Source organism: Streptomyces sp. NPDC053755 (genome assembly GCF_040677675.1).
In the GTDB taxonomy this organism is placed as follows: domain Bacteria; phylum Actinomycetota; class Actinomycetes; order Streptomycetales; family Streptomycetaceae; genus Streptomyces.
This window is the reverse complement of record NZ_JBFASK010000010.1, coordinates 129,359-150,249: the sequence shown is the minus strand read 5'-3', so window position 1 is coordinate 150,249 and position 20,891 is coordinate 129,359. Positions and strand designations below refer to the sequence as shown.

At 71.1% G+C, this 20,891-nt stretch carries 17 protein-coding genes, 1 tRNA gene and 1 riboswitch; of the genes, 5 read left to right on the top strand and 13 right to left on the bottom strand.

Going from position 1 to position 20,891, the window contains the following annotated elements; all coding sequences use genetic code 11:
• Nucleotides 1-75: 75 nt before the first annotated feature.
• Nucleotides 76-1,296, top strand: coding sequence for an acetyl-CoA C-acetyltransferase (locus AB0K65_RS13215; protein WP_365715914.1), 1,221 nt, complete (start codon nucleotides 76-78; stop codon nucleotides 1,294-1,296).
• A gap of 397 nt (nucleotides 1,297-1,693) precedes the next feature.
• Nucleotides 1,694-2,536 (top strand): hypothetical protein, encoded by an 843-nt coding sequence (locus AB0K65_RS13210; protein ID WP_365715913.1) that lies wholly within the window; start codon nucleotides 1,694-1,696, stop codon nucleotides 2,534-2,536.
• Nucleotides 2,537-2,807: 271 nt separating this feature from the next.
• On the opposite strand, the gene AB0K65_RS13205 is transcribed toward AB0K65_RS13210, so the two are convergent.
• Nucleotides 2,808-3,137, bottom strand: coding sequence for a hypothetical protein (locus AB0K65_RS13205; protein ID WP_365715912.1), 330 nt, complete (start codon nucleotides 3,135-3,137; stop codon nucleotides 2,808-2,810).
• Nucleotides 3,138-3,237: 100 nt separating this feature from the next.
• Between AB0K65_RS13205 and AB0K65_RS13200 the strand changes: the two genes are divergently transcribed.
• Nucleotides 3,238-3,468, top strand: coding sequence for a DUF4287 domain-containing protein (locus tag AB0K65_RS13200; RefSeq protein ID WP_365715911.1), 231 nt, complete (start codon nucleotides 3,238-3,240; stop codon nucleotides 3,466-3,468).
• Between the two features lie 135 nt (nucleotides 3,469-3,603).
• Here AB0K65_RS13200 and AB0K65_RS13195 read toward each other — a convergent pair whose 3' ends face one another.
• Both AB0K65_RS13195 and AB0K65_RS13190 read right to left on the bottom strand, forming a co-directional pair.
• On the bottom strand, nucleotides 3,604-4,500 hold the full coding sequence (locus AB0K65_RS13195) for a Bax inhibitor-1/YccA family protein (protein WP_365715910.1): 897 nt from the start codon (nucleotides 4,498-4,500) through the stop codon (nucleotides 3,604-3,606).
• Nucleotides 4,501-4,642: 142 nt separating this feature from the next.
• A tRNA-Leu gene (locus AB0K65_RS13190) sits at nucleotides 4,643-4,724 on the bottom strand.
• A gap of 400 nt (nucleotides 4,725-5,124) precedes the next feature.
• Here AB0K65_RS13190 and AB0K65_RS13185 point away from each other — a divergent pair.
• Both AB0K65_RS13185 and AB0K65_RS13180 read left to right on the top strand, forming a co-directional pair.
• On the top strand, nucleotides 5,125-5,895 hold the full coding sequence (locus AB0K65_RS13185; RefSeq protein WP_365715909.1) for an ABC transporter ATP-binding protein: 771 nt from the start codon (nucleotides 5,125-5,127) through the stop codon (nucleotides 5,893-5,895).
• A gap of 121 nt (nucleotides 5,896-6,016) precedes the next feature.
• Nucleotides 6,017-8,545, top strand: coding sequence for an FtsX-like permease family protein (locus AB0K65_RS13180; RefSeq protein WP_365715908.1), 2,529 nt, complete (start codon nucleotides 6,017-6,019; stop codon nucleotides 8,543-8,545).
• Nucleotides 8,546-8,639: 94 nt separating this feature from the next.
• On the opposite strand, the gene AB0K65_RS13175 is transcribed toward AB0K65_RS13180, so the two are convergent.
• The 10 genes from AB0K65_RS13175 to AB0K65_RS13130 form a co-directional block, all read right to left on the bottom strand.
• A complete protein-coding gene (locus tag AB0K65_RS13175; protein ID WP_365715907.1) occupies nucleotides 8,640-9,884 on the bottom strand; it encodes a phospholipase D-like domain-containing protein in 1,245 nt (414 codons plus the stop codon).
• A 139-nt stretch (nucleotides 9,885-10,023) separates the two neighbouring features.
• The gene (locus tag AB0K65_RS13170) at nucleotides 10,024-11,328 is read right to left on the bottom strand and encodes a cyclopropane-fatty-acyl-phospholipid synthase family protein (protein ID WP_365715906.1); all 1,305 of its coding nucleotides are present in this window, start codon (nucleotides 11,326-11,328) and stop codon (nucleotides 10,024-10,026) included.
• Between the two features lie 228 nt (nucleotides 11,329-11,556).
• The gene (locus AB0K65_RS13165) at nucleotides 11,557-12,945 is read right to left on the bottom strand and encodes an NAD(P)/FAD-dependent oxidoreductase (RefSeq protein ID WP_365715905.1); all 1,389 of its coding nucleotides are present in this window, start codon (nucleotides 12,943-12,945) and stop codon (nucleotides 11,557-11,559) included.
• Between the two features lie 369 nt (nucleotides 12,946-13,314).
• Nucleotides 13,315-14,238: a Ppx/GppA phosphatase family protein gene (locus AB0K65_RS13160; RefSeq protein WP_365715904.1), complete on the bottom strand. Its 924-nt coding sequence runs from the start codon at nucleotides 14,236-14,238 to the stop codon at nucleotides 13,315-13,317.
• Nucleotides 14,235-14,771 (bottom strand): DUF501 domain-containing protein, encoded by a 537-nt coding sequence (locus AB0K65_RS13155; RefSeq protein WP_365715903.1) that lies wholly within the window; start codon nucleotides 14,769-14,771, stop codon nucleotides 14,235-14,237. The genes AB0K65_RS13160 and AB0K65_RS13155 overlap by 4 nt, the downstream gene beginning before the upstream one ends.
• A 167-nt stretch (nucleotides 14,772-14,938) precedes the next feature.
• On the bottom strand, nucleotides 14,939-15,430 hold the full coding sequence (locus AB0K65_RS13150) for a septum formation initiator family protein (protein ID WP_365715902.1): 492 nt from the start codon (nucleotides 15,428-15,430) through the stop codon (nucleotides 14,939-14,941).
• A 100-nt stretch (nucleotides 15,431-15,530) separates the two neighbouring features.
• Nucleotides 15,531-16,817, bottom strand: a complete 1,287-nt coding sequence (gene eno, locus AB0K65_RS13145; protein WP_365715901.1) for a phosphopyruvate hydratase — start codon at nucleotides 16,815-16,817, stop codon at nucleotides 15,531-15,533.
• A 354-nt stretch (nucleotides 16,818-17,171) separates the two neighbouring features.
• On the bottom strand, nucleotides 17,172-17,867 hold the full coding sequence (locus AB0K65_RS13140; RefSeq protein WP_365715900.1) for a transglycosylase family protein: 696 nt from the start codon (nucleotides 17,865-17,867) through the stop codon (nucleotides 17,172-17,174).
• A gap of 2 nt (nucleotides 17,868-17,869) precedes the next feature.
• Nucleotides 17,870-18,084: riboswitch (cyclic di-AMP (ydaO/yuaA leader) on the bottom strand.
• A 215-nt stretch (nucleotides 18,085-18,299) separates the two neighbouring features.
• Nucleotides 18,300-19,256, bottom strand: a complete 957-nt coding sequence (locus tag AB0K65_RS13135) for a transglycosylase family protein (protein WP_365715899.1) — start codon at nucleotides 19,254-19,256, stop codon at nucleotides 18,300-18,302.
• Nucleotides 19,257-19,435: 179 nt separating this feature from the next.
• Nucleotides 19,436-20,698: a cytochrome P450 gene (locus AB0K65_RS13130; RefSeq protein WP_365715898.1), complete on the bottom strand. Its 1,263-nt coding sequence runs from the start codon at nucleotides 20,696-20,698 to the stop codon at nucleotides 19,436-19,438.
• Between the last annotated feature and the right edge of the window lie 193 nt (nucleotides 20,699-20,891).

Sequence of the window (20,891 nt, the reverse complement as noted above, 5' to 3'; positions counted from 1 at the left end):
ACCCGTGCGGTACGTACGGGTAACTTCCCCTTCAGTCCTGACAGAAATCTCCACCGCCACCCTCATGGAGCCGTGATGCCCGAAGCCGTCATCGTCTCGACCGCCCGCTCCCCCATCGGCCGGGCCTTCAAGGGCTCCCTGAAGGACCTGCGCCCGGACGACATCACCGCGACGATCATCCAGGCCGCCCTGGCCAAGGTCCCCGAGCTGGACCCGCGGGACATCGACGACCTGATGCTCGGCTGTGGCCTCCCCGGCGGCGAGCAGGGCAACAACCTGGGCCGGATCGTCGCCGTGCAGATGGGGATGGACCACCTCCCCGGCTGCACGATCACCCGCTACTGCTCCTCCTCGCTCCAGACCTCCCGCATGGCGCTGCACGCCATCAAGGCGGGCGAGGGCGATGTCTTCATCTCGGCGGGCGTCGAGATGGTGTCGCGCTTCGTGAAGGGCAACTCCGACTCGCTGCCGGACACGCACAACCCGTTCTTCGCCGAGGCCGAGGCCCGTACGGCGGCCGTCGCCGCCTCCGAGGGCTCCACCTGGCACGACCCGCGCGAGGACGGCGTCGTCCCCGACGCGTACATCGCCATGGGTCAGACCGCCGAGAACCTGGCCCGGCTCAAGGGCATCAGCCGCCAGGAGATGGACGAGTTCGGCGTGCGGTCCCAGAACCTGGCCGAGCAGGCCATCAAGAACGGCTTCTGGGAGCGCGAGATCACCCCGGTGACGACTCCGGACGGCACCGTCGTCTCCACCGACGACGGCCCGCGCGCCGGCGTCACGCTGGAGGGCGTGCAGGGCCTGAAGCCGGTCTTCCGCCCCGACGGCCTGGTCACCGCGGCCAACTGCTGCCCGCTCAACGACGGTGCCGCCGCGCTCGTGATCATGTCGGACACGAAGGCCCGTGAGCTGGGCCTGACGCCGCTCGCGCGGATCGTCTCCACCGGCGTCTCGGGCCTGTCCCCCGAGATCATGGGCCTCGGCCCGGTCGAGGCCTCCAAGCAGGCCCTCAAGCGCGCCGGCCTGACGGTGGGCGACATCGACCTGGCCGAGATCAACGAGGCCTTCGCCGCCCAGGTCATCCCGTCCTACCAGGACCTGGGCCTGGATCTGGACAAGGTGAACGTCAACGGCGGCGCCATCGCCGTCGGCCACCCCTTCGGCATGACCGGCGCCCGCATCACCGGCACGCTGATCAACAGCCTCCAGTTCCACGACAAGCAGTTCGGCCTGGAGACGATGTGCGTGGGCGGCGGCCAGGGCATGGCCATGGTCATCGAGCGGCTGAGCTGAGCCGTAGCGGAGGGGAGGGGTCGCCTGAGGCACGAAGGCGGCACCTGCCCGCAGCGGTGGCGAAACTCAGCGCGAGGCACAGGATCGAGCGGCTGAGCTGAGCCGTAGCGGAGGGGAGGGGTCGGCCACCCTCCGCGCGGCGGCGGCGCTGCCTTGGCCTTCCGGCGGGGGTCCCAACCGTCCCGCGTCCCAGCCGTGACCGAATCTCCCCCAGGATGTGACCTACGTCCCGGGGGAGAGTCGTTCCCGCAGGTCACACCCGTTTCGGGACTAAACACCGGGCACAAATACCTGTCCATTTCGTGACGTAATGCACTGACAGGGAGCGCACTCCCACGACAAGCTGAGGTAGGAAGTCGGGGGATCGACTCGAATCGGGAGTACGTCAGTGAGCGCCATGTCTCTTGCCCTGCTGGTGACCACGGCCGCCGCCACGGCCGTGGGCGCCGCCGCCCTGCACGCCGCCCACGGTCTCCGTAAGCAGGTCACCGCTCTGCGTAGCGAACTGACCGCCGCTCACGGGGTGTCCGTCCCGCACGCCCGCCAGACGCCCGCGTCCGAGATACGCGCGGCGGTCGCCGAGGCGCTCGCCGAGGAGCGCGAGCGCGAGCTGGCGGAGGCGCGCGCCTTCTGGGCAGCGCAGGAGGCCCGTGACGCGGCCGACGCGCCCTCCCTGCTCGGCGGCGTCCCCGGCTCCCTGGAGGACAGCCCCTTCTACGTGCCGCGGCAGAGCGACTTCGCGGGCCTGGAGGCCATGGCCCTGGAGGCGATGGAGGCCGAGGCGGCCGCCCTGGACGGCGCCGGCCCGGAGAGCGTCCTGGAGGAGTTCCCGGAGCTCACCGAGTACACCGAGGACTCCCCCGAACTGGCTGCGGCCCGTCGCCGCCACCCCTCGCACCCGGACTTCGTGCCGGTCCAGACACCCGTCGTCACCGACCACGAGCGCACGGTGTCCCGCCTTGAGCAGCTCGCGCACACGGGCACGGCCCTGACCGACGTGCGCCCGGGCCCGCTCGGCACGCTCGACGTCTACGTCTTCGCCGACGGCACCACGCTGTGCATGACCCCCGGCCACCGGGAGACCGCGGAGCGCCTCGCCGAGGCCCTGCGCGCGGGCCACTCGCCCGTCCTGCTGGGCGGCTCGGGCGTCTCCGGCGCGTACGCCCTGACGTTCTCCTGCGGCGACGAGGCGGACGAGAACGTCTACATCCTGGCGGACCGCGTCATCGCCTCGCTCTGACCGCCCGGGGCCCGTCGGCCCCGGCACCCCGGCGGGGCCGCGCGCACCGCGCGCCGGGCCCCCGCCCCGCGGGACGCGACTGCACGATGACGGCCCCGCTCGCCTCGCGCGACGGGACTGGCCCAGCCTCGCGGGACGGGACCTCACGACTTCAGCCCCGCCCGCCTCGCGGGACGGGTACAGCCCCCCTCACGGGACGGGACCTCACGACTACAGCCCCGCCCGCCTCGCGGGACGGGTACAGCCCCCCTCACAGGACGGGACCTCACGACTACAGCCCCGCCCGCCCCGTCGCCTCTCGTACGACCTCCACGGCCTCGCTCAGGTCCCCCTCGCGGGTGCCCTCCGGGGCCGTTCGCAGAATCTCCGCCAGATCGTTTCCGGCGACCACGAGTTGGTCGGCGACGGTGAAGACCCCCGCGTCCGGCATGATCCGCCCGGTGGTCCCCGGCTCCTCGATCCGCTGGGCCCTGAGCGCCAAATCCCTGGCCAGCGCCAGTCCCTCGGCGGCGGCGCCGCGCTGGAGGCGGCTCTGCGGGGCGGCCCGCAGACGGTCGGCGAAGCGCTCGACGGCGGCGGTCAGTTCACTCGTATCAAGCACTCCGCGACCCTACGCGCCCTCCGGGGACTGTTGCCAACGGGCCGCCGCTCGGGCACGGTGGCGGGAAGGAGCACACGGCAACACGCGTCCGGAGGCGCCGATGTCCCACGTCTTCTCCGAAGAGACCCACCGAAATCTGCTCGCCCGCATCCCGCATTGCACCGGTCGTGAAGTGTCCGACTGGCTTCGCGCCGTAGAGGAAGGCCCCTCCCTCGTCCGTTTCGAGGAGAAGGTCAGCTGGCTCCGGGGCGAACACGACCTCGCGTACAGCCACGCGAAGGCGATCATCCACGAGTACGACCTCCGCCGAGCGGCCCGCAGACTGCTCTGACCCCCTCCCGCAGAGGCGGGGAAACGGAAGACGAAGGGCCCGTCCGGCGGAAGCCGGACGGGCCCTTCGTCACACGGTCACACGGTCACCGGCGCGGTCGGACGACCACGCGGGTGCCGGGCACCCGCAGGCGCGTCAGTCGTCGCCCTGGAGGATCGACAGCACGCGCAGCATCTCGAGGTAGATCCACACCAGGGTCATGGTGAGGCCGAAGGCCGCCAGCCAGGACTCCTCGCGCGGAGCGCCGTACGTCACGCCGTCCTCGACCTGCTTGAAGTCGAGGGCGAGGAAGCAGGCGCCGAGGATGATGCCGATGACACCGAAGAGGATGCCGAGGCCGCCGCTGCGGAAGCCCAGGCCGTCTCCGCCGCCGAAGACGGCGAACAGGAGGTTCACCATCATCAGCAGCATGAAGCCGATGGCGGCCGCGATCACGAAGCCGTAGAAACGGCGGGTGACACGGATCCAGCGCATCTTGTAGGCGATCAGGACACCGGCGAAGACCGCCATCGTGCCCAGGACCGCCTGGACCACCACACCCGGGGAGATGTAGGTGGAGACGGCGCTGGAGATCACACCGAGGAAGACGCCCTCGAAGGCGGCGTACGCCAGGATCAGGGCCGGCGAGGCCTTGCGCTTGAAGGACTGCACCATCGCCAGGACGAAGGCCACCAGGGCGGCGCCGATGGCGATGCCGTAGGACTTGCCGATGTTCGCCGAGTCGACGGGCAGGAGCACCCACGACAGGACGGCCGTCAGCACGACCGTGCCGAGCGTCATGGCCGTACGGCTCACGACGTCGTCGATCGTCATCACGTCGCCGCGGGCCTGCGGCGGGGCACCGAGCTGGGCGCCCGGGGTGTGGGGGTCGGTCGCGTAGGGGTTCGTCGCGTACGGGTTCGTCGCGCCCTCGGCGTACGGGTTCGTTCCGACGGCGGGGCCCCCGGCCTGCGGCTGCTGCGCGTTGAAGCCGGCGTAGCCGTTGTCGCGGCTGAACCCCCGTCGCGAGAAGACCGGGTTGCTGCTCCTCATCTCACTCCTCCATGGCCGCACTGCGCGGCCTTGCGTCAAGAGTAATGCGGAAGCAAAAGAATCTCCCTAGTGCTCGGGGAGGATCTTTCCAGGATCGTTAAGGAACCCGTCGGTCGCCACCGGACGGGAGACGGGGGAGCTGTGCCCGGAACCGGACTCGAACCGGTACGGCCCGAAGGCCAGCGAGGTTTAAGCTCGCCGTGTCTGCATTCCACCATCCGGGCATGGCGGGCGGCTCCGCGTTGGCACATGAGCCTATCGGGACGCGTCCCTCGTTCAGCGGAACGGCAGCCCGATGTTGTCTTATTTTATTGACGCCTGAGGGTGCGTCAGTGCAGGTGAGGGCCTATCTGACGAAGTGTGACGGGGCTCGCAGGCGCAAAGGCGCACACTCGGGAATGACGGAAAGTCGCCGCCCGGTGACGCATTCCCCCACGGGGTACCGGGGCGAAGGGGCGCGGGACGGCCTCTCAGGGGCGCCGTCATACCTCAGGAGGAGGGGCGGCCCACCCGGTCCGACTCCAGGCTGCCCCCGGAACGGGCATGTGGACGGACGTCCGGGGCCGTAACGCTCGACACGATGGAGTGGTTCCCGAACGCACCGTCCCGACAGGAGTCACCCTCGTGACAACCACCTCCACCGTGCCCCGCGCCACCGCGGTGGCCGCCCGCGCCACGGAGCTCTCCAAGGTCTACGGACAGGGCGAGACGCAGGTGGTCGCCCTGGACCGGGTCACCGTCGACTTCCGGCAGGGAGAGTTCACCGCGATCATGGGACCCTCCGGGTCCGGCAAGTCGACCCTGATGCACTGCGTCGCCGGTCTGGACTCCTTCAGCTCCGGCTCGGTCCGGCTCGGCGAGACGGAGCTCGGGAGCCTGAAGGACAAGCAGCTCACGCAGCTGCGCCGGGACAAGATCGGCTTCATCTTCCAGGCGTTCAACCTGCTGCCGACCCTGACGGCGCTGGAGAACATCACGCTGCCGATGGACATCGCGGGCCGCAAGCCCGACAAGCAGTGGGTGGAGCGGGTCATCGACATGATCGGCCTCTCGGGCCGGCTGAGCCACCGCCCCGCGCAGCTCTCCGGCGGCCAGCAGCAGCGCGTCGCCGTGGCCCGCGCGCTGGCCTCCCGCCCCGAGATCATCTTCGGTGACGAGCCGACCGGAAACCTGGACTCCCGCTCCGGGGCGGAGGTGCTGGGCTTCCTGCGCAATTCCGTACGGGAACTGGGCCAGACGGTCGTCATGGTGACCCACGACCCGGTGGCCGCCTCCTACGCGGACCGGGTGATCTTCCTCGCGGACGGCCGGATCGTCGACGAGATGCTCAGCCCGACGGCGGACGGCGTGCTCGACCGCATGAAGGCGTTCGACGCCAAGGGCCGCACCAGCTGAGTCGGCCGCGCCGCCCCGCCCCGTCTCACGGGGCTCCGTCCCGGACCCCTTCGGACCGGGCCCGACTTCTCCTCCGCCCGGCCGCCGCAGGCACCCGCCGGCCCCACTTCAGGACACACCCATGCTCCGTACCGCCTTGCGCAACGTGCTCGCGCACAAGGCCAGGCTGCTGATGACCGTGCTCGCCGTGATGCTCGGCGTGGCCTTCGTCTCCGGCACCCTGGTCTTCACCGACACCCTCTCCCAGGCCTTCCGCAACCAGTCGGCCAAGAGCTACGACAACGTGGCCGTCGCCGTGACCGCGCGGCCGGACGCCGACGACCCGAACAGGACTCCGGGACTCTCCGAGGACGTACGGCGCAAGATCGAGCGCCTCGACGGCGTCGCCGAGGCGACCGGCCGGGTCGGCGGCTTCGCCGGTGTGCCGGACAAGGACGGCAAGCTGATCGGCGTCGGCTGGTCCAACAAGGGGACCAACTTCGCCCCCGGCAAGGACGGCGAGGACCCCTCGTACCGGTTCACCGCCGGCGCGGGGCCGGAGCGGGACGACCAGATCGCCCTCGACAAGGACACCGCCGACAAGGGCGGCTACCAGGTCGGTGACACCGTCCGGGTCGCCACCAACGGGCCGGTCGAGGAGTACACCCTCTCCGGTGTCTTCACGACCGAGGACGGCGCCGTGAGCGCGGGCGGCAGCCTGGTCCTGTTCGACACCGCCGTGGCGCAGAGGCTGTACGTCGAGCCGGGCTTCTTCCAGGACATCGCCGTCGCCGCCGAGCCGGGCTCCGACGCCGCGAGGATCCTCGCCGCGGTCGAGCCGGTGGTCGGCGGGGCCGGCGAGGCCCAGACCGGGCAGGCGCTGGCCGACGAGCAGGCCAAGGACATCGAGGCCGGTCTGGGCGCGCTGAACCAGATGCTGCTCGGCTTCGCCGCCATCGCGCTGTTCGTCGGCGTCTTCCTGATCTCCAACACGTTCACGATGCTGGTCGCCCAGCGCACGAAGGAGCTGGCCCTGATGCGCGCGGTCGGCGCCTCGCGCAGGCAGATCACCCGCTCGGTGCTGGCCGAGGCCGGCCTGGTCGGTCTGGTCGCCTCCGTCGTCGGCTTCGGCCTCGGTGTACTGCTCGCGATCGGCCTGCGCTCGGGCATGGCGGCCTTCGGCATGAAGGTGCCGGCCGGCGAGGTGGTCATCGGCTCGACGCCGCTGATCTCGGCGCTCGCCGTCGGCGTGCTGATCACGATGCTGGCGGCCTGGCTGCCGGGCCGTCGCGCGGCGAAGATCCCGCCGGTGGCGGCGATGAGCAGCGTCCACGCGGTGGCCACCACCAAGTCGCTGGTCGTGCGCAACTCCCTCGGTGCGGCGATCACCGCCCTCGGGGCCGCCTCCATCATCGCGGGAGCGGGGAAGGGCGGCGACGAGGGCCGGATGCTGATCGGCGGCGGCGCCTTCCTCGCCCTCATCGGTGTGATCGTGCTGATCCCGCTGCTGTCCCGTCCGGTCATCGCCCTCGCCCGGCCGCTCCTGAACGCCTTCGGCGTCGCGGGCAAGCTGGCCGGCCAGAACGCGGTCCGCAACCCGCGCCGTACCGGCGCCACCGCCTCCGCGCTGGCCATCGGTCTCACCCTGGTGACCGGCCTGTCCGTGCTCGGTGTCACGGTCGGCGCCGCGCTGGACAAGATGACCACCGACCAGATCAAGGCCGACTACATGGTCAGCATGGCCAGCGGTGACAGCCTGAGCCAGGCGGCCCTGGACGCGCTGAGGAAGGCTCCGGGCGTGGCGGCGGTCTCGCCGCAGCAGGCCGGGTACCTCGAGATCAAGGGCGACTTCAGCTCGGTCTCCGGTGTCACCCCCGGTGACGTCGAGAAGGTCCTCAACCTGCGCGTCACCGAGGGCTCGCTCGCCTCCCTGAAGGACGGCAGGATCGCCGTCGCCGAGAAGACGGCGACGAAGCGGGGCTGGAAGGTCGGCGCCGCCCTCCCGGTGGAGTACTTCGACAAGAAGAAGGGCTCGCTGACCGTCGGCGCGGTCTTCGAGGACAGCGAGTTCGTCTCCCCGGTCCTCGTCGACGCGAGGATCCTGAACGCCCACGACCCCAAGCCGTACATCCCGCAGATCTTCGTGGAGATGGACGGAGGCGAGTCGGCGGCCGCGGAGAAGGCGCTCGTCCAGGCGCTGGGCGACAACCCGGCCATCACGGTGATGGACCAGAAGGACATCCGCGACTCGTTCGGCGGCGTCATCAACATGATGCTGAACATCATGTACGGCCTGCTGGCGATGGCCCTGATCATCGCGGTGCTCGGTGTGGTGAACACCCTCGCCATGTCGGTGTTCGAGCGGCAGCAGGAGATCGGCATGCTGCGGGCCGTCGGGCTCGACCGGCGCCGGGTGAAGCGGATGGTCCGTCTGGAGGCCGTGGTCATCTCGCTGTTCGGCGCGGTGGTCGGCATCGGGCTCGGCGCGTTCCTCGGCTGGGCCGTCGGCGAGACCCTGCGGGCGAGCCTGCCGGGCTACGCCCTGGTGCTGCCCTGGGACCGGATCGGCGTCTTCCTTCTCCTCGCCGGGCTGGTGGGCGTGCTGGCCTCCCTCTGGCCGGCCCGCAGCGCGGCGAAGCTGAACATGCTGAACGCCATCAAGGCCGAGTAGCGGCCGGGACACGGAGACGGCGAAGGGCCGGACACCCGCGGGGGTGTCCGGCCCTTCGCCGTACCGGTGGCCGGGTCCGTGCCCGGCCGGCCCGTCAGCTTCCTTCGCAGTAGCTCATCAGACGGTCGTGGTCGGCCTTGAACTGGCCGTACAGCGTCGCGTCGTCGATCTTCAGGAGCGTCTCGTCGTTGGCCCGCAGCGCCGGGTAGGTGTAGTTGTGGCTGCCGGTGAAGACCAGCTTGCGGCCGGACGTGCCGTTGTACGTGCCCTCCACGAGCAGGTACTTGGAGTGCAGCCCGACCTTGGCGACGCCGGCCCCCCGGTCCTCCTGGCACTCGACCCGCTTGGTGAGCTTGCCCGAGACGACGTCCTCGACGCCCTGGCTCATGGAGCCGGCCGCGCCGTCGTGGGCGAGGGTCACCGAGCAGCCGGCGTTCTTCAGGGCGACGAGCTTGGCGGCGACCTCGTCACGGGTGAAGAGGTTGGCCGCCATGCGCACCTGGGTGCCGCCGGCACAGCCGACGTTGTCCAGGATCAGCTTGATCGTGTCAGTGGAGGCGTCGTTGTCGAAGGTGGTGCCGGCGGCTTCCTTGCGGGGGAAGAAGTACGCCTTGTACGGGCCGCTCTCCGGGGTCTTGTAGTAGTGGCTCAGACCCGTGGAGGAGGTGCCGTAGGCGAGCAGGTCGGCCCAGTAGGCGCGGTAGATCGCGTAGAGGCCGCTGTCGACGATGGTGACGGCGTTGTTGAAGAGGTCGGTGCGCTGGAGGTTGGTCATGTTGGCCGAGGTCTGCACCACGACGTCGCTCGCTCCGCCGGTGGAGGAGAAGAGGAAGAACTTGTTGTGGTTGATGGCGCCGTCGCTGTCGTTGGGCAGCTTGCGGGTGCCGATGCAGCCGCGGCCCGCCGGGCAGGCGAACACCCAGGAGCCCTGGGTGCGGTCGGTGCCGAGGCGCTCGGCGAGACGGCTGTACTCGCCGCCGTCCATGGTGACGGAGGTGTGGTCAAGGATCACCTTGACGTCGACGCCGCGGGTCTTGGCGGCGAAGAGGGCGTCGGTGACCCGGTCCTCGGTGAAGGTGTAGAGGCCGGCGGTGATGGCGGAGCCGGCCGGGGCCTGGTCGATCAGCCCGATGATGTGGTCGCGGATGCGGCTCTGCGCGGCGCTGTCACCGGCCGGGTCGTTGAAGGTGGCGGTGGTGGTCACGGCCTCGGCGGCGGTGACGGCGGCCGTGGCCGCCGGGGCGGCGGACGGCGAGGCGGCGTTGCCCGGCAGGGCCGCGGTGGCCAGGAGTCCGGCGGTGGCGGCCAGGGTGAGCAGCAGACGGGTCGGGCGGTGCACGGTGGGTTCCCCCTCGAACCTGGACGACGCCTATGCGGCATACCGGAGCATGCGGCATAGGCATGACAATTCAGACCCGGAGGAAAGGGGTGCCGGTTCGCACCGGCACCCCTTTCCCGGGCCCGAGGTCCCGAACGTATCAACGCTGGAGTGACTCGTTCCACACCCGCGGCCGCAGGGCCACGCCGGACGTCCCTCCCTCCGGCGTCTTCACGGCGAGGAACTGGTTGACGCCGATCCGGTTGCGCTCGAAGGAGACCGCCGAGGCCGCCATGTACAGCCGCCACACCCTTGCCCGGCCAGGTGAGACCATCCGTACGGCCTCGGCCCACCGGCTCTCGAGATTGGCCACCCAGCGACGCAGCGTCAGGGCGTAGTGCTCGCGGATGGCTTCCACGTCCCGCACCTCGAAGCCGGCGTCCTCCAGGGTCGCGAGGGTGCGGCCCATCGGCGCCAGCTCCCCGTCGGGGAAGACGTACGCGTCGATGAACTCGTCGATCTCGTAGGCGTCCTCGTCCGGGGCGGGACGGCGGGAGATCTGGTGGTTGAGCAGCCGTCCGCCCGGTCTCAGGAGCGCGTACAGGGTGTCGGCGTATCCGCGGTAGCGCACCTCGCCGACGTGCTCGGCCATGCCGATCGAGGAGATGGCGTCGTACGGCCCGTCCTTGACGTCGCGGTAGTCCTGCACCCGGATCTCGATCCGGTCCGCGAGGCCCTCCTCCGCGATGCGCTTGCGGGCGTGGACGGCCTGCTCGCGGGAGAGGGTGATGCCGACGACCCGGGCGCCGTACTCGCGGGCGGCGTGGATGGCCATGGAGCCCCAGCCGCAGCCGACGTCCAGGAGCCGGTCGCCCTCCTTCAGGTCGAGCTTGCGGGCGATGAGGTCCAGCTTGTCGCGCTGGGCCTCCTCCAGGGTGCCGCCCTCGGTCCAGTAGGCGCAGGAGTAGACCATCGACGGCCCGAGCACCAGCTCGTAGAAGTCGTTGCCCACGTCGTAGTGGTGACTGATCGCCTGTCTGTCACGGCGTCTGGTGTGCAGGGCGCCACTGCGCCGGCGGACCTCCTCGGCGGGCGGGGCCGGCGGCGGGAACGGCCCCGCCAGCCTCAGCAGGGCGCCGGCGGCCGCGCGGAGCTTCGGGTCGCGTACGGCCTCCAGGGCACCGCGGGTCTCCTCGGGGCGTTCCCAGATGAACTCGGCGAGCCGGTCCAGGACGTCGTACAGGTCCCCCTCGACGTCGATCTCACCGGCCACCCAGGCGCGGGCCAGACCCAGTTCGCCGGGCTTCCAGAGCAGCCTGCGCAGGGCGCGGCGCTCGCGGACGATCAGGACGGGGCCGCCGGCGGGCCCGGCTTCGCTGCCGTCCCAGGCCCGCAGGCGCACCGGGAGCGGGACCCCCAGCAGTTCCTCGGCGAGAGTGGTCAGCCGCAATGCGGCGTCGGCCATGGTGCACACCTCCGTGATGTCGTGCCCCAGAAATGTTCGTCACCACGTAAACACCGTCCGTAGGCGAAACCAGTCCCGCCGTGGCACAACGACTCGGTAAAACACGCGAAGGGCCGCCCGCACCACGGATGGCGGACGGCCCTTACGGGTCATGCGAGGTACTGCGTGTACTGCGTGTGCCACGGCTCCCCGGGGTCTCGCCGGCGGGCGGCGAGGCGGGGCGGCGGGCTAGGAGGCCTTGGCCTTCTCCTGGCTCGCCGGGGCGACGGCGGCGGGCGCCGGAGCCGGCTTGGCCGCCTCGTAGAACTCCTCGCGCGGCGTCTCCATCGCACCGAGGGAGACGACCTCGCGCTTCAGGAACATCGCGAGGGTCCAGTCGGCGAAGACGCGGATCTTGCGGTTCCAGGTCGGGACGGCCATGCCGTGGTAGCCACGGTGCATGTACCAGGCGAGACGGCCCTTGAGCTTGATCTTCATCTTGCCCATGACGATCATCGCGACGCCCTTGTGGAGGCCGAGACCCGCCACCGCACCCTTGTTGGAGTGCTCGTACGTCTTCTGCGGGAAGCCCCGCATGCCGGAGACCACGTTGTCGCCGAGGACCTTCGCCTGGCGCAGCGCGTGCTGGGCGTTCGGCGGGCACCAGGCGTTCTCGACGCCGGCCTTGCGGGAGGCCACGTCCGGGACCTGGGCGTTGTCGCCCGCGGCCCAGATGTAGTCGGTGCCCTGCACCTGGAGCTTCTCGGAGGTGTCCACGTGGCCGCGGGGGCCGAGCGGGAGACCGAAGCGGGCGAGCGCCGGGTTCGGCTTCACACCGGCGGTCCAGACGATCGTGCTGGAGTCGACCTCGAGGCCGTTCTTCAGCACGACGTGGCCGTCGACGCAGGAGTCCATCGACGTCGAGAGGTAGATCTCGACACCGCGGCTCTCCAGGTGCTCCTTGCCCCAGCGGCCCAGCTCCGGGCCGACCTCGGGAAGGATCTTGTCGGCGGCGTCGACCAGGATGAAGCGCATGTCCTCGCGCTTCACGTTGGTGTAGTACTTCGCCGCGTCGCGGGCCATGTCCTCGACCTCGCCGATGGTCTCCGCGCCGGCGAAGCCGCCGCCCACGAAGACGAAGGTCAGCGCCTTGCGGCGGACGTCCTCGTCCGTCGTCGAGTCGGCCTTGTCCAGCTGCTCCAGGACGTGGTTGCGGAGGCCGATGGCCTCCTCCACGCCCTTCATGCCGATGCCCTGCTCGGCCAGGCCGGGGATCGGGAAGGTGCGGGAGACCGCGCCCATCGCGATGACCAGGTAGTCGAAGGGCAGCTCGTAGGCCTCGCCGACGAGCGGCGCGACCGTGGCGACCTTGCGGTCCTGATCGATGGTGGTGACGCGGCCGGTGAGCACCTCGGCTCCGCGCACGACGCGCCGCAGGGGGACGACGACGTGCCTCGGCGAGATGCTGCCTGCGGCGGCTTCGGGGAGGAAGGGCTGGTACGTCATGTACGAGCGCGGGTCGACGACCGTGACGGTCGCCTCGCCGTAACGCATCTTCTTGAGAATGCGTCGAGCTGCGTACAGGCCTACGTACCCACCGCCTACTACGAGGATCCTGGGACGCTCCGTGGTGCTCATGCCATCGAGTATCCACCCCTCCGAGGGGGGTCGCTCGTGCGCCCCTTCACAAGCACTTCGGGCACCTCTGCTACACTCCGCCGCCCACGTGACCGAGGTCATGATGCAGCAAAGGAACCAGGGCGTTACGGCGCACGTTGTTCACCCCCGTTGAACTGGCCTGGAGAGCTGTCGTTAACCCTGAACCACGTGGTGCGTTCACACGATGGAAACAGAGTGCGAACGGGGCTCCGCACCTACGAAAGCGCCCCGGCAGGGGCCCCGGAGGCCCTCAAGACCCCTCTTGGCCCCCCTCGGGGCGCTTTTCCTTGTGAAGAACTTCACGAACTTTCTCGACGGCCCCTCACCGAGGCCGCCGCCGGGTGTCCGTTATGCCACGGACAGGGCGATTCCGTCGAGGATGTCGTGCTCGCTGACGACGACCTCGCGGGCCCCCGTGCGCTCCATGATCTCCAGCAGCACCAGGGCCCCCGCGACGATGACGTCGACCCGCCCGGGGTGGATGACCGGGATCGCCGCCCGCTCGTCGTGCGTGGCCTCGAGCAGCCGCCGGGTGACCTCGGCGACCTGCTCGCGGGAGATCCGGGAGTGGTGGATCGCGGTGGAGTCGTACTCCGGGAGGCCGAGCGCGATGGCGGCGACGGTCGTCACCGATCCGGCGAGCCCGACGAGGGTGCCGGCCTCGGTGATCGGGACCGTCCGCGCGGCCAGGTCGAGCGCGGCCCGGACGTCGGCGCGGACCGCCTCGATCTCGGCGGGTGCCGGCGGATCGCTGCGCACGTGCCGCTCCGTCAGGCGTACGCAGCCGATGTCCACGGACCGGGCCGCCTCGACATGGCGGTCGCCCACGACGAACTCGGTGGAGCCGCCGCCGATGTCCACCACCAGGTAGCGGTCCGCGCCGGGCAGCTCGGCCGTCGCGCCCGTGAAGGAGAACTCCGCCTCCTGGTCGCCGCTGATCACCTCGGGCTCGACGCCCAGGATCCCGGCCACGCCGGCGACGAACTCGTCGCGGTTCTCCGCGTCCCGCGAGGCGGAGGTGGCCACGAAGCGGAGCTTGTGCGCGCCCAGCTCCTCGATCACGGCGGCGTACTCACGGCAGGCGGCGAAGGTGCGCTCCAGCGCCTCGGGGGCGAGCCGCCCCGTCCTGTCGACGTCCTGGCCGAGCCGGACGATCGTCATCCGCCGGTCGAGCTCAGTCAGCTCACCGGTCTCGGGGTGCACGTCGGCGACGAGGAGGCGGATGGAGTTCGTCCCGCAGTCGACGGCCGCGACCCGGGTCGTGCCGGTCATGCCGTCCCCTCCTTCTCCTCGCAGGGGGTGACGCAGGGGCCCTTGGCCCACCACTCCGGCAGCATGGCGATCGCCTCGTCGCCGAGCGGGTTGACCCCGGGGCCGGCGGCCAGCGAGTGGCCGACGAGGACGTGCAGGCACTTCACCCGGTCCGGCATGCCGCCGGCGCTCGGGAAGCCCTCCAGGACGTCGATGGCGTCACGGCGGGCGATGTAGTCCTCGTGCGCGGCCCGGTAGGCGGCGGCCAGTTCCGGATCGGTGCCGAGGCGGGCCTGCATCTCCTTCATGACCCCGTTCGCCTCAAGGGTGCCGATGGCGGAGGCGGCGCGGGGACAGGTCAGGTAGTACGTGGTGGGGAACGGGGTGCCGTCCGGGAGCCGCGGCGCGGTCTCGACGACGTCCGGGTTGCCGCACGGGCAGCGGTGCGCGATGGCGCGCAGCCCGCGGGGCGGCCGGCCGAGCTGCGCCTCGAATGCGGCGACGTCCGCCTCGGTGGGCTCGGTGCGTGCGGTCTGCGGAGGGGGCGTTTCCATGCCTGCGTCTGTCTTCTCGTCGGTGGGCGGTGAGGTGGGCGGCGCGGTCCGCGGTGCGGTGCGCGTGCGCTCCACGGTCCGCGGCGCGCGTCCCCCCTGGGGGGTACGTGGTGCGCGACGCGGTACGTGAGGCTCGGTGCGGGTGCGACGCGTGTGCCGTCGCACCATCATCTCGCGCCCGCGTCCCCGCGGGGCGCGTCGGCGCGGTCGACGCCGTCCCAGAGGTTGGAGTACCACGGGCGGTCGGCCGCGCCCTGCTCGGCGCGGCGGGCGCGCTCCGCTTCGGGGTCGTTCGCGGTGAAGCCGGTCTCGCCGGGAAGGACGTAGTGCAGGTGCTCCCGGGCGAGACGGCGGACGTACGCCGGGTCCTGGAGCCGCGCCTTCTCGTCCCGCAGCTCCTCGACCCGGGCGGCCGCCTCGGCGGCCTGGCGCTCCTGCTCGGCGATCTCGCCCCGCTGGGAGACGTACTGGCGCATGGGATAGGCGAGCGCCACGACCAGCGAGCAGACGATCAGGGCGAGGAAGGCCGCGCGGCCGGTGAGCCGTGAGCGGCGGGCCTGACGGCGCGTCTGGGAGCGGTAGACACGGGCGGCGGTCTGCTCCCCGAGGAGTCTGATCCGGGTCGCGGTCGAGAAGCGGTCCCGGTCCTTCGCGGCCATGTCGTGTCGCCTCCCCTGTCCGTCCCTCACACGCGTACGTCCCCGCACACGGTACGGGACCGGGTGCGGGGACGTACGGAAGCTACCTGCGGGGGGTCGTTCAGCCCTTGAAGCGGGGGAACGCGCTGCGGCCGGCGTAGACCGCGGCGTCGTCGAGGATCTCCTCGATGCGCAGGAGCTGGTTGTACTTGGCGACGCGCTCGGAGCGGGCCGGGGCGCCGGTCTTGATCTGGCCGCAGTTGGTGGCGACGGCGAGGTCGGCGATGGTGACGTCCTCGGTCTCGCCGGAGCGGTGGGACATCATGCACTTGAAGCCGTTGCGCTGGGCCAGCTCGACGGCGTCCAGGGTCTCGGTCAGCGAACCGATCTGGTTGACCTTCACCAGGAGGGCGTTCGCGGACGCCTCCTCGATGCCACGGGCCAGGCGCTCGGGGTTGGTGACGAACAGGTCGTCACCGACGAGCTGGACCTTGGCGCCCAGCTTCTCGGTGATGACCTTCCAGCCGGCCCAGTCGTCCTCGAACAGCGGGTCCTCGATGGAGACCAGCGGGTAGGAGGCGACGAGCTCCTCGTAGTACTCGGTCATCTCGGCGGCCGAGCGGGACTTGCCCTCGAACTCGTACGAGCCGTCCTTGTAGAACTCGGATGCGGCGCAGTCGAGCGCGAGCGCGATGTCCTTGCCCGGGACGTAGCCGGCCTGCTTGATGGCCTCGAGGATGAGGTCGAGCGCGGCGCGGTTGGAGTCGAGGTTCGGGGCGAAGCCGCCCTCGTCGCCCAGGCCCGTGGAGAGGCCCTTGGTCTTCAGGACGGACTTGAGGGTGTGGTAGACCTCCGTGCCCCAGCGCAGCGCCTCGGAGAAGGACTCCGCGCCGATCGGGGCGATCATGAACTCCTGGATGTCCACGTTGGAGTCGGCGTGCGACCCGCCGTTCAGGATGTTCATCATCGGAACGGGCAGCAGGTGCGCGTTCGGGCCGCCGAGGTAGCGGAACAGCGGGAGGTCGGACGCCTCGGAGGCGGCGTGCGCGACGGCGAGGGAGACGCCGAGGATGGCGTTGGCGCCGAGCGAGGACTTGTCCGGGGTGGCGTCCAGGTCGAACATCGCCTGGTCGATCAGGCGCTGCTCGGTGGCGTCGTAGCCGACGAGTTCCGGGCCGATCTGCTCGATGACGGCGAGGACGGCCTTCTCGACACCCTTGCCCTGGTAGCGGTTCGGGTCCCCGTCGCGAAGCTCGAGGGCCTCGAACGCACCGGTGGAGGCACCGGACGGAACGGCAGCACGGCCGGTGCTGCCGTCGTCGAGGCCGACCTCGACCTCGACCGTGGGGTTGCCTCGGGAGTCCAGGATTTCCCGGGCTACGACGACGTCGATGGACGGCACGAGCATCTCCTTCTGGGATGTGACGCTAGATGTGACGCATGCGGTGCAGGGTCGCTTTGGCCTTGCGGCAAGAGCCTAACCGGCTCCGGGGCTCCAGCCCGCCGGGCGCCCGCCCGCTGGGACGAAAAAGGACCCAAGGGCATGCATATGGGGACGGACGAACCCAGAACTACTGGACAGTAACGAGGCCGGGCCGCCGGATGGGCTCCCGGGTGCGGGCCGGGCGGGCCGACGGCGTGCCCGTGACGCGCGGAACCCCGGCCCGACGCGCACGGGGGAAGGGCGCGCCGGACCGGGGTGGTCACCGCGGGAGGGTCGTGGGGCCCGTGGAAGCCGCCGGACTCACACGGGCCGCCGGGCTCACTTCAGGTGGAGCTGCTGGCCCGGGTAGATCAGGTCGGCGTCGTCGACGATGTCCTTGTTGAGCTCGAAGAGCTTCGCCCAGCCGCCCTTGACGTCGTGGGCGGCGGCGATGGTGCTCAGGGTGTCGTGGGCCTTGACCTTGTACTCGCCGTCGCCCTTCTCGACCTTCTTGCCGGTCGGGGTGGTGACGGTCTTCTTGGACTCGGCCTTCTTGGGCTCCGCGGCCTTCGGCGCGGTGCGCTTCTCGCTGCGGGTCGTCGGCTGCTCGGCCTGACGCTCCGGCGCGGGGGCGCTCTCCTCGGCGGAGCCGCCGTCGTACGAGGCGCCGGAGAGGCCCACGCCGCAGCTCGGCCAGGCACCCTTGCCCTGGCCCGCCAGGACCTTCTCGGCGATCTCTATCTGCTGCGACTTGGAGGCCTGGTCGGCGGTCGCGGCGTAGGCGGTGCCGCCGTAGGCGGCCCAGGTGGAGGCCGAGAACTGCAGGCCGCCGTAGTAGCCGTTGCCGGTGTTGATGGACCAGTTGCCGCCCGACTCGCACTGGGCGACGGTGTCCCACTCGGAGGCGGTGGCCGCGGAGGCGGACCCGGCGGTCATCAGCGGGGCGGCCACGGCGACGCCGGCGATGCCGGCGAGCGCGACGGCGCGGGTGGCCTTGGAAGCGCGACGGTGCTTGCCCTTGCTCGAAAGCAGCATGAAGTTCTCCTCACCGACGCCTGCGAGGTGAGCTGTCGGGTTCGGACCAAGTGAGTTGTCCGGCCGCGTGACCAGCACGCGGCTCCACCCCAAGCCGTTCCGGCCGTCTGTCTCGACGGCCGGGACCGGCACTTACCTGGGTCCCCCGCTCCTGCCTACGGCGCTTGCGCGACGACTGTTCCCATCGGCCGACGGCAGGATTCGGCGTTTTCGGTCGACGGGGCCCGCGGTGGCGAGCGGTGTCGACCGTAAACACAGACCCCCACGAAGTTCAAAGACGTCCATAGGGGAGAAATCGCCCCTACGCACCCCTGGGCGAGGGGCGTTTACGCAGGTGAGAAGCGACAGGAGCAGAGTTTGCGGACGTGGCGGGCCAGTTCGGGCAAAGAGACCCATGTCTCACTTACACAGAACCGGACATAGGGCCCCTAACTACCCCTGGGCGGGGACCGTTTCGGGCGACAGGTCGAGGCTCTGACCAGGCAGGATGAGGTCCGGATCGGCGCCCACCGTCCGGCGGTTGGCGTCATAGAGAGCGGTCCAGCCGCCGGGCAGCTCGTTCTCCTGGGCGATCTCGGTCAGATTGTCCCCCGGCTGCACGGTGTATTCGTCCGCGGTGCCGGAAGTGTCCGTGTTGTTCCCACCCGCGCCGGGTGTCGCGCTCTTTGTCGACCCGTCAGTCCCGTCGACACCGGCGGCCCCGTCGGCCGGCGAAGCGTGACGACCGCTCTCACGGCCCGCGTCTGTACCGGTTTCGAGGGTGTTGTCCGCATTGCCCGTCTCTGGGGCGGCGCCTCCGCGGTGCTTGCCGGTGCCGGGGGCGACCGGGGCGGAGGGCGCGGTGGAGGTCCCGGGCGTGGCACCGGTGCCCGGCGCGCCGGTGGTCGCCGAGGCGTCCGGCGACGAGGGCGCGGTGGAGGCGGGAGCCGAAGGCGCGGCCGGGGAGGTCGCGGGAGCGCTGGGGAAGGTCTCCGGCGCGGAGGGGCCGGCCGGGATGCCGGCGGTGCGGTTCGACTCCGCGGCCGGGCCCGTGGGCTCCTCCGGCGTGACCGGCGGTCCCGGGTCGACGTCGGGGACGGTGCCGTCGTTCGTCAGGCCGGCGATGGGGGCGCAGGTGGCCCACTCCGTGCCGCCCGCGGCGAACGCCCGCTCGGCCACCGTGATCTGCTGCGCGCGGCTGGCGAGGTCCGCGCTGGAGGCGTAGGCGAGACCGCCGTGCCGCTCCCAGGTCTCCTGGGTGAACTGGAGTCCTCCGTAGAGGCCGTTGCCGAAGTTGGCACTCCACAGGCCACCCGATTCGCACTCGGCCACCCGGTCCCAGGTGGCGACATCGGCGGCCGAGGCGGAACCCGCGCCGAGCAACGGCAGCGCGAGGGCCGATCCGGTCACACCTGCGGCGACGACTATGGCGGGGGCCTGGCGGGGTCTGCGGTGACGTCCGTTTCCGGAGCGCATGCGAGGTGCCTTTCGCGTGACGGCTGAGACTGCGGTGAACGTAGCGGCATTCGAACGTCAGTCACAAGTCGATGCAGCGGAGATCACGTAAAAGTCACAGTTTTGACGATGCGTCAGGTGCCAGATGGGGTGAACTCCACCGGAAGCGTGCGCAATCCACGCATGATGAGACCTCCGCGCCACCGCAGATCCGCCGGATCGACGGCGAGCCGGAGGTCCGGCAGCCGGGTCAGCAGCGTGGCGAGGGCGATCTGTCCTTCGAGCCGGGCGAGCGGGGCGCCGATGCAGTAGTGGATGCCGTGTCCGTACCCCAGATGCTGGTTGTCGCGCCGGGAGAGGTCGAGGGTGTCGGGCGCGTCGAACCGCGCCGGATCGCGGTCGGCGGCGGCGAGCACGACGAGGACCGGGTCGCCCGCCGGGATCTCCCGGCCGCCGATGGTCAGCGGCTCCGTCGCGTACCGCCACGTGGCCAGTTCGACCGGCCCGTCGTAGCGCAGCAGCTCCTCGACGCCGGTCTCCAGGAGCCCTCGCTCCCCCGCCGCCAGCGACGCCTGGAGGCGCTCCCGCTGACCGGGGTTCCGCAGCAGGGCGTACACGCCGTTCCCGACCAGATTGACGGTGGTCTCGAAGCCGGCGAAGAGCAGGATGAACGCCATCGCCGCGGCCTCGTTCTCGGTGAGGTGCTCACCGTGGTCGGACGCCCTGATGAGGCCCGAGATCAGGTCGTCCCCCGGGTCGAGCCGCTTGCGGTGGATCAGCTCCGCGAGGTAGCCGCGCATCTTCTTCACCGACCGGGCCACCCCGCCGCGGGGACCGCCGCCGTGCCGGATCATCATGCCGGCCCAGTCCCGGAAGTCGTCCTGGTCCTCGGGAGGGACGCCGAGCAGGTCGCAGATGGCGTAGATGGGGAGCGGGAAGGCGAACTCGTGGATGAGGTCGGCGCTCCCCTCCCGGGCGAACCGGTCGATGAGCCGGTCCGTGAGCTCCTGCACGCGGGGCGCGAACTCGGCGACCCGCCGCGGGGTGAACGCCTTCGACACCAGCCGCCGCAGCCGGGTGTGGTCCGGCGGGTCGATGTTGAGCAGATGGGTCATCAGCTCGGCCTTGCGCTCCCCGGGGATCCCGGTCTTGCCCTTGGCGTGCGCGGACTCGGCGTGGTGCGCGGGGTTCTTGGACAGCCGCTGGTCGGCGAGCGCCTGCCGCGCGTCGGCGTAGCGCGTCACCAGCCATGCCTCGACCCCGCTGGGGAGCCGGGCCCGGTGCACGGGGGCGTGCTCGCGCAGCCAGGCGTAGGCGGGGTACGGATCGGTCGCGAACTCCCAGGTGAAGAGCTGGGGAGCGGCGGGGGCACCGGGGGAGGAGGGCTGGTCGTGCATGGCCACGACAGTAATCGTCCGCCGGTCGGGCCCCGGCCCGGCCGGGGGGCGGGCGGCACCGGACCATCCGGCGGGCCGACCGCGTCGCCCGGGCCCCGGCGAGGCCGCCTCTCCCCGCCCCTGCCCGCCGCGTGGGGGGGGGCGCACGGGTGGCCCTCCGCTCTCCGCCGCTCCGTCAGGCCGGGTGGCCCAC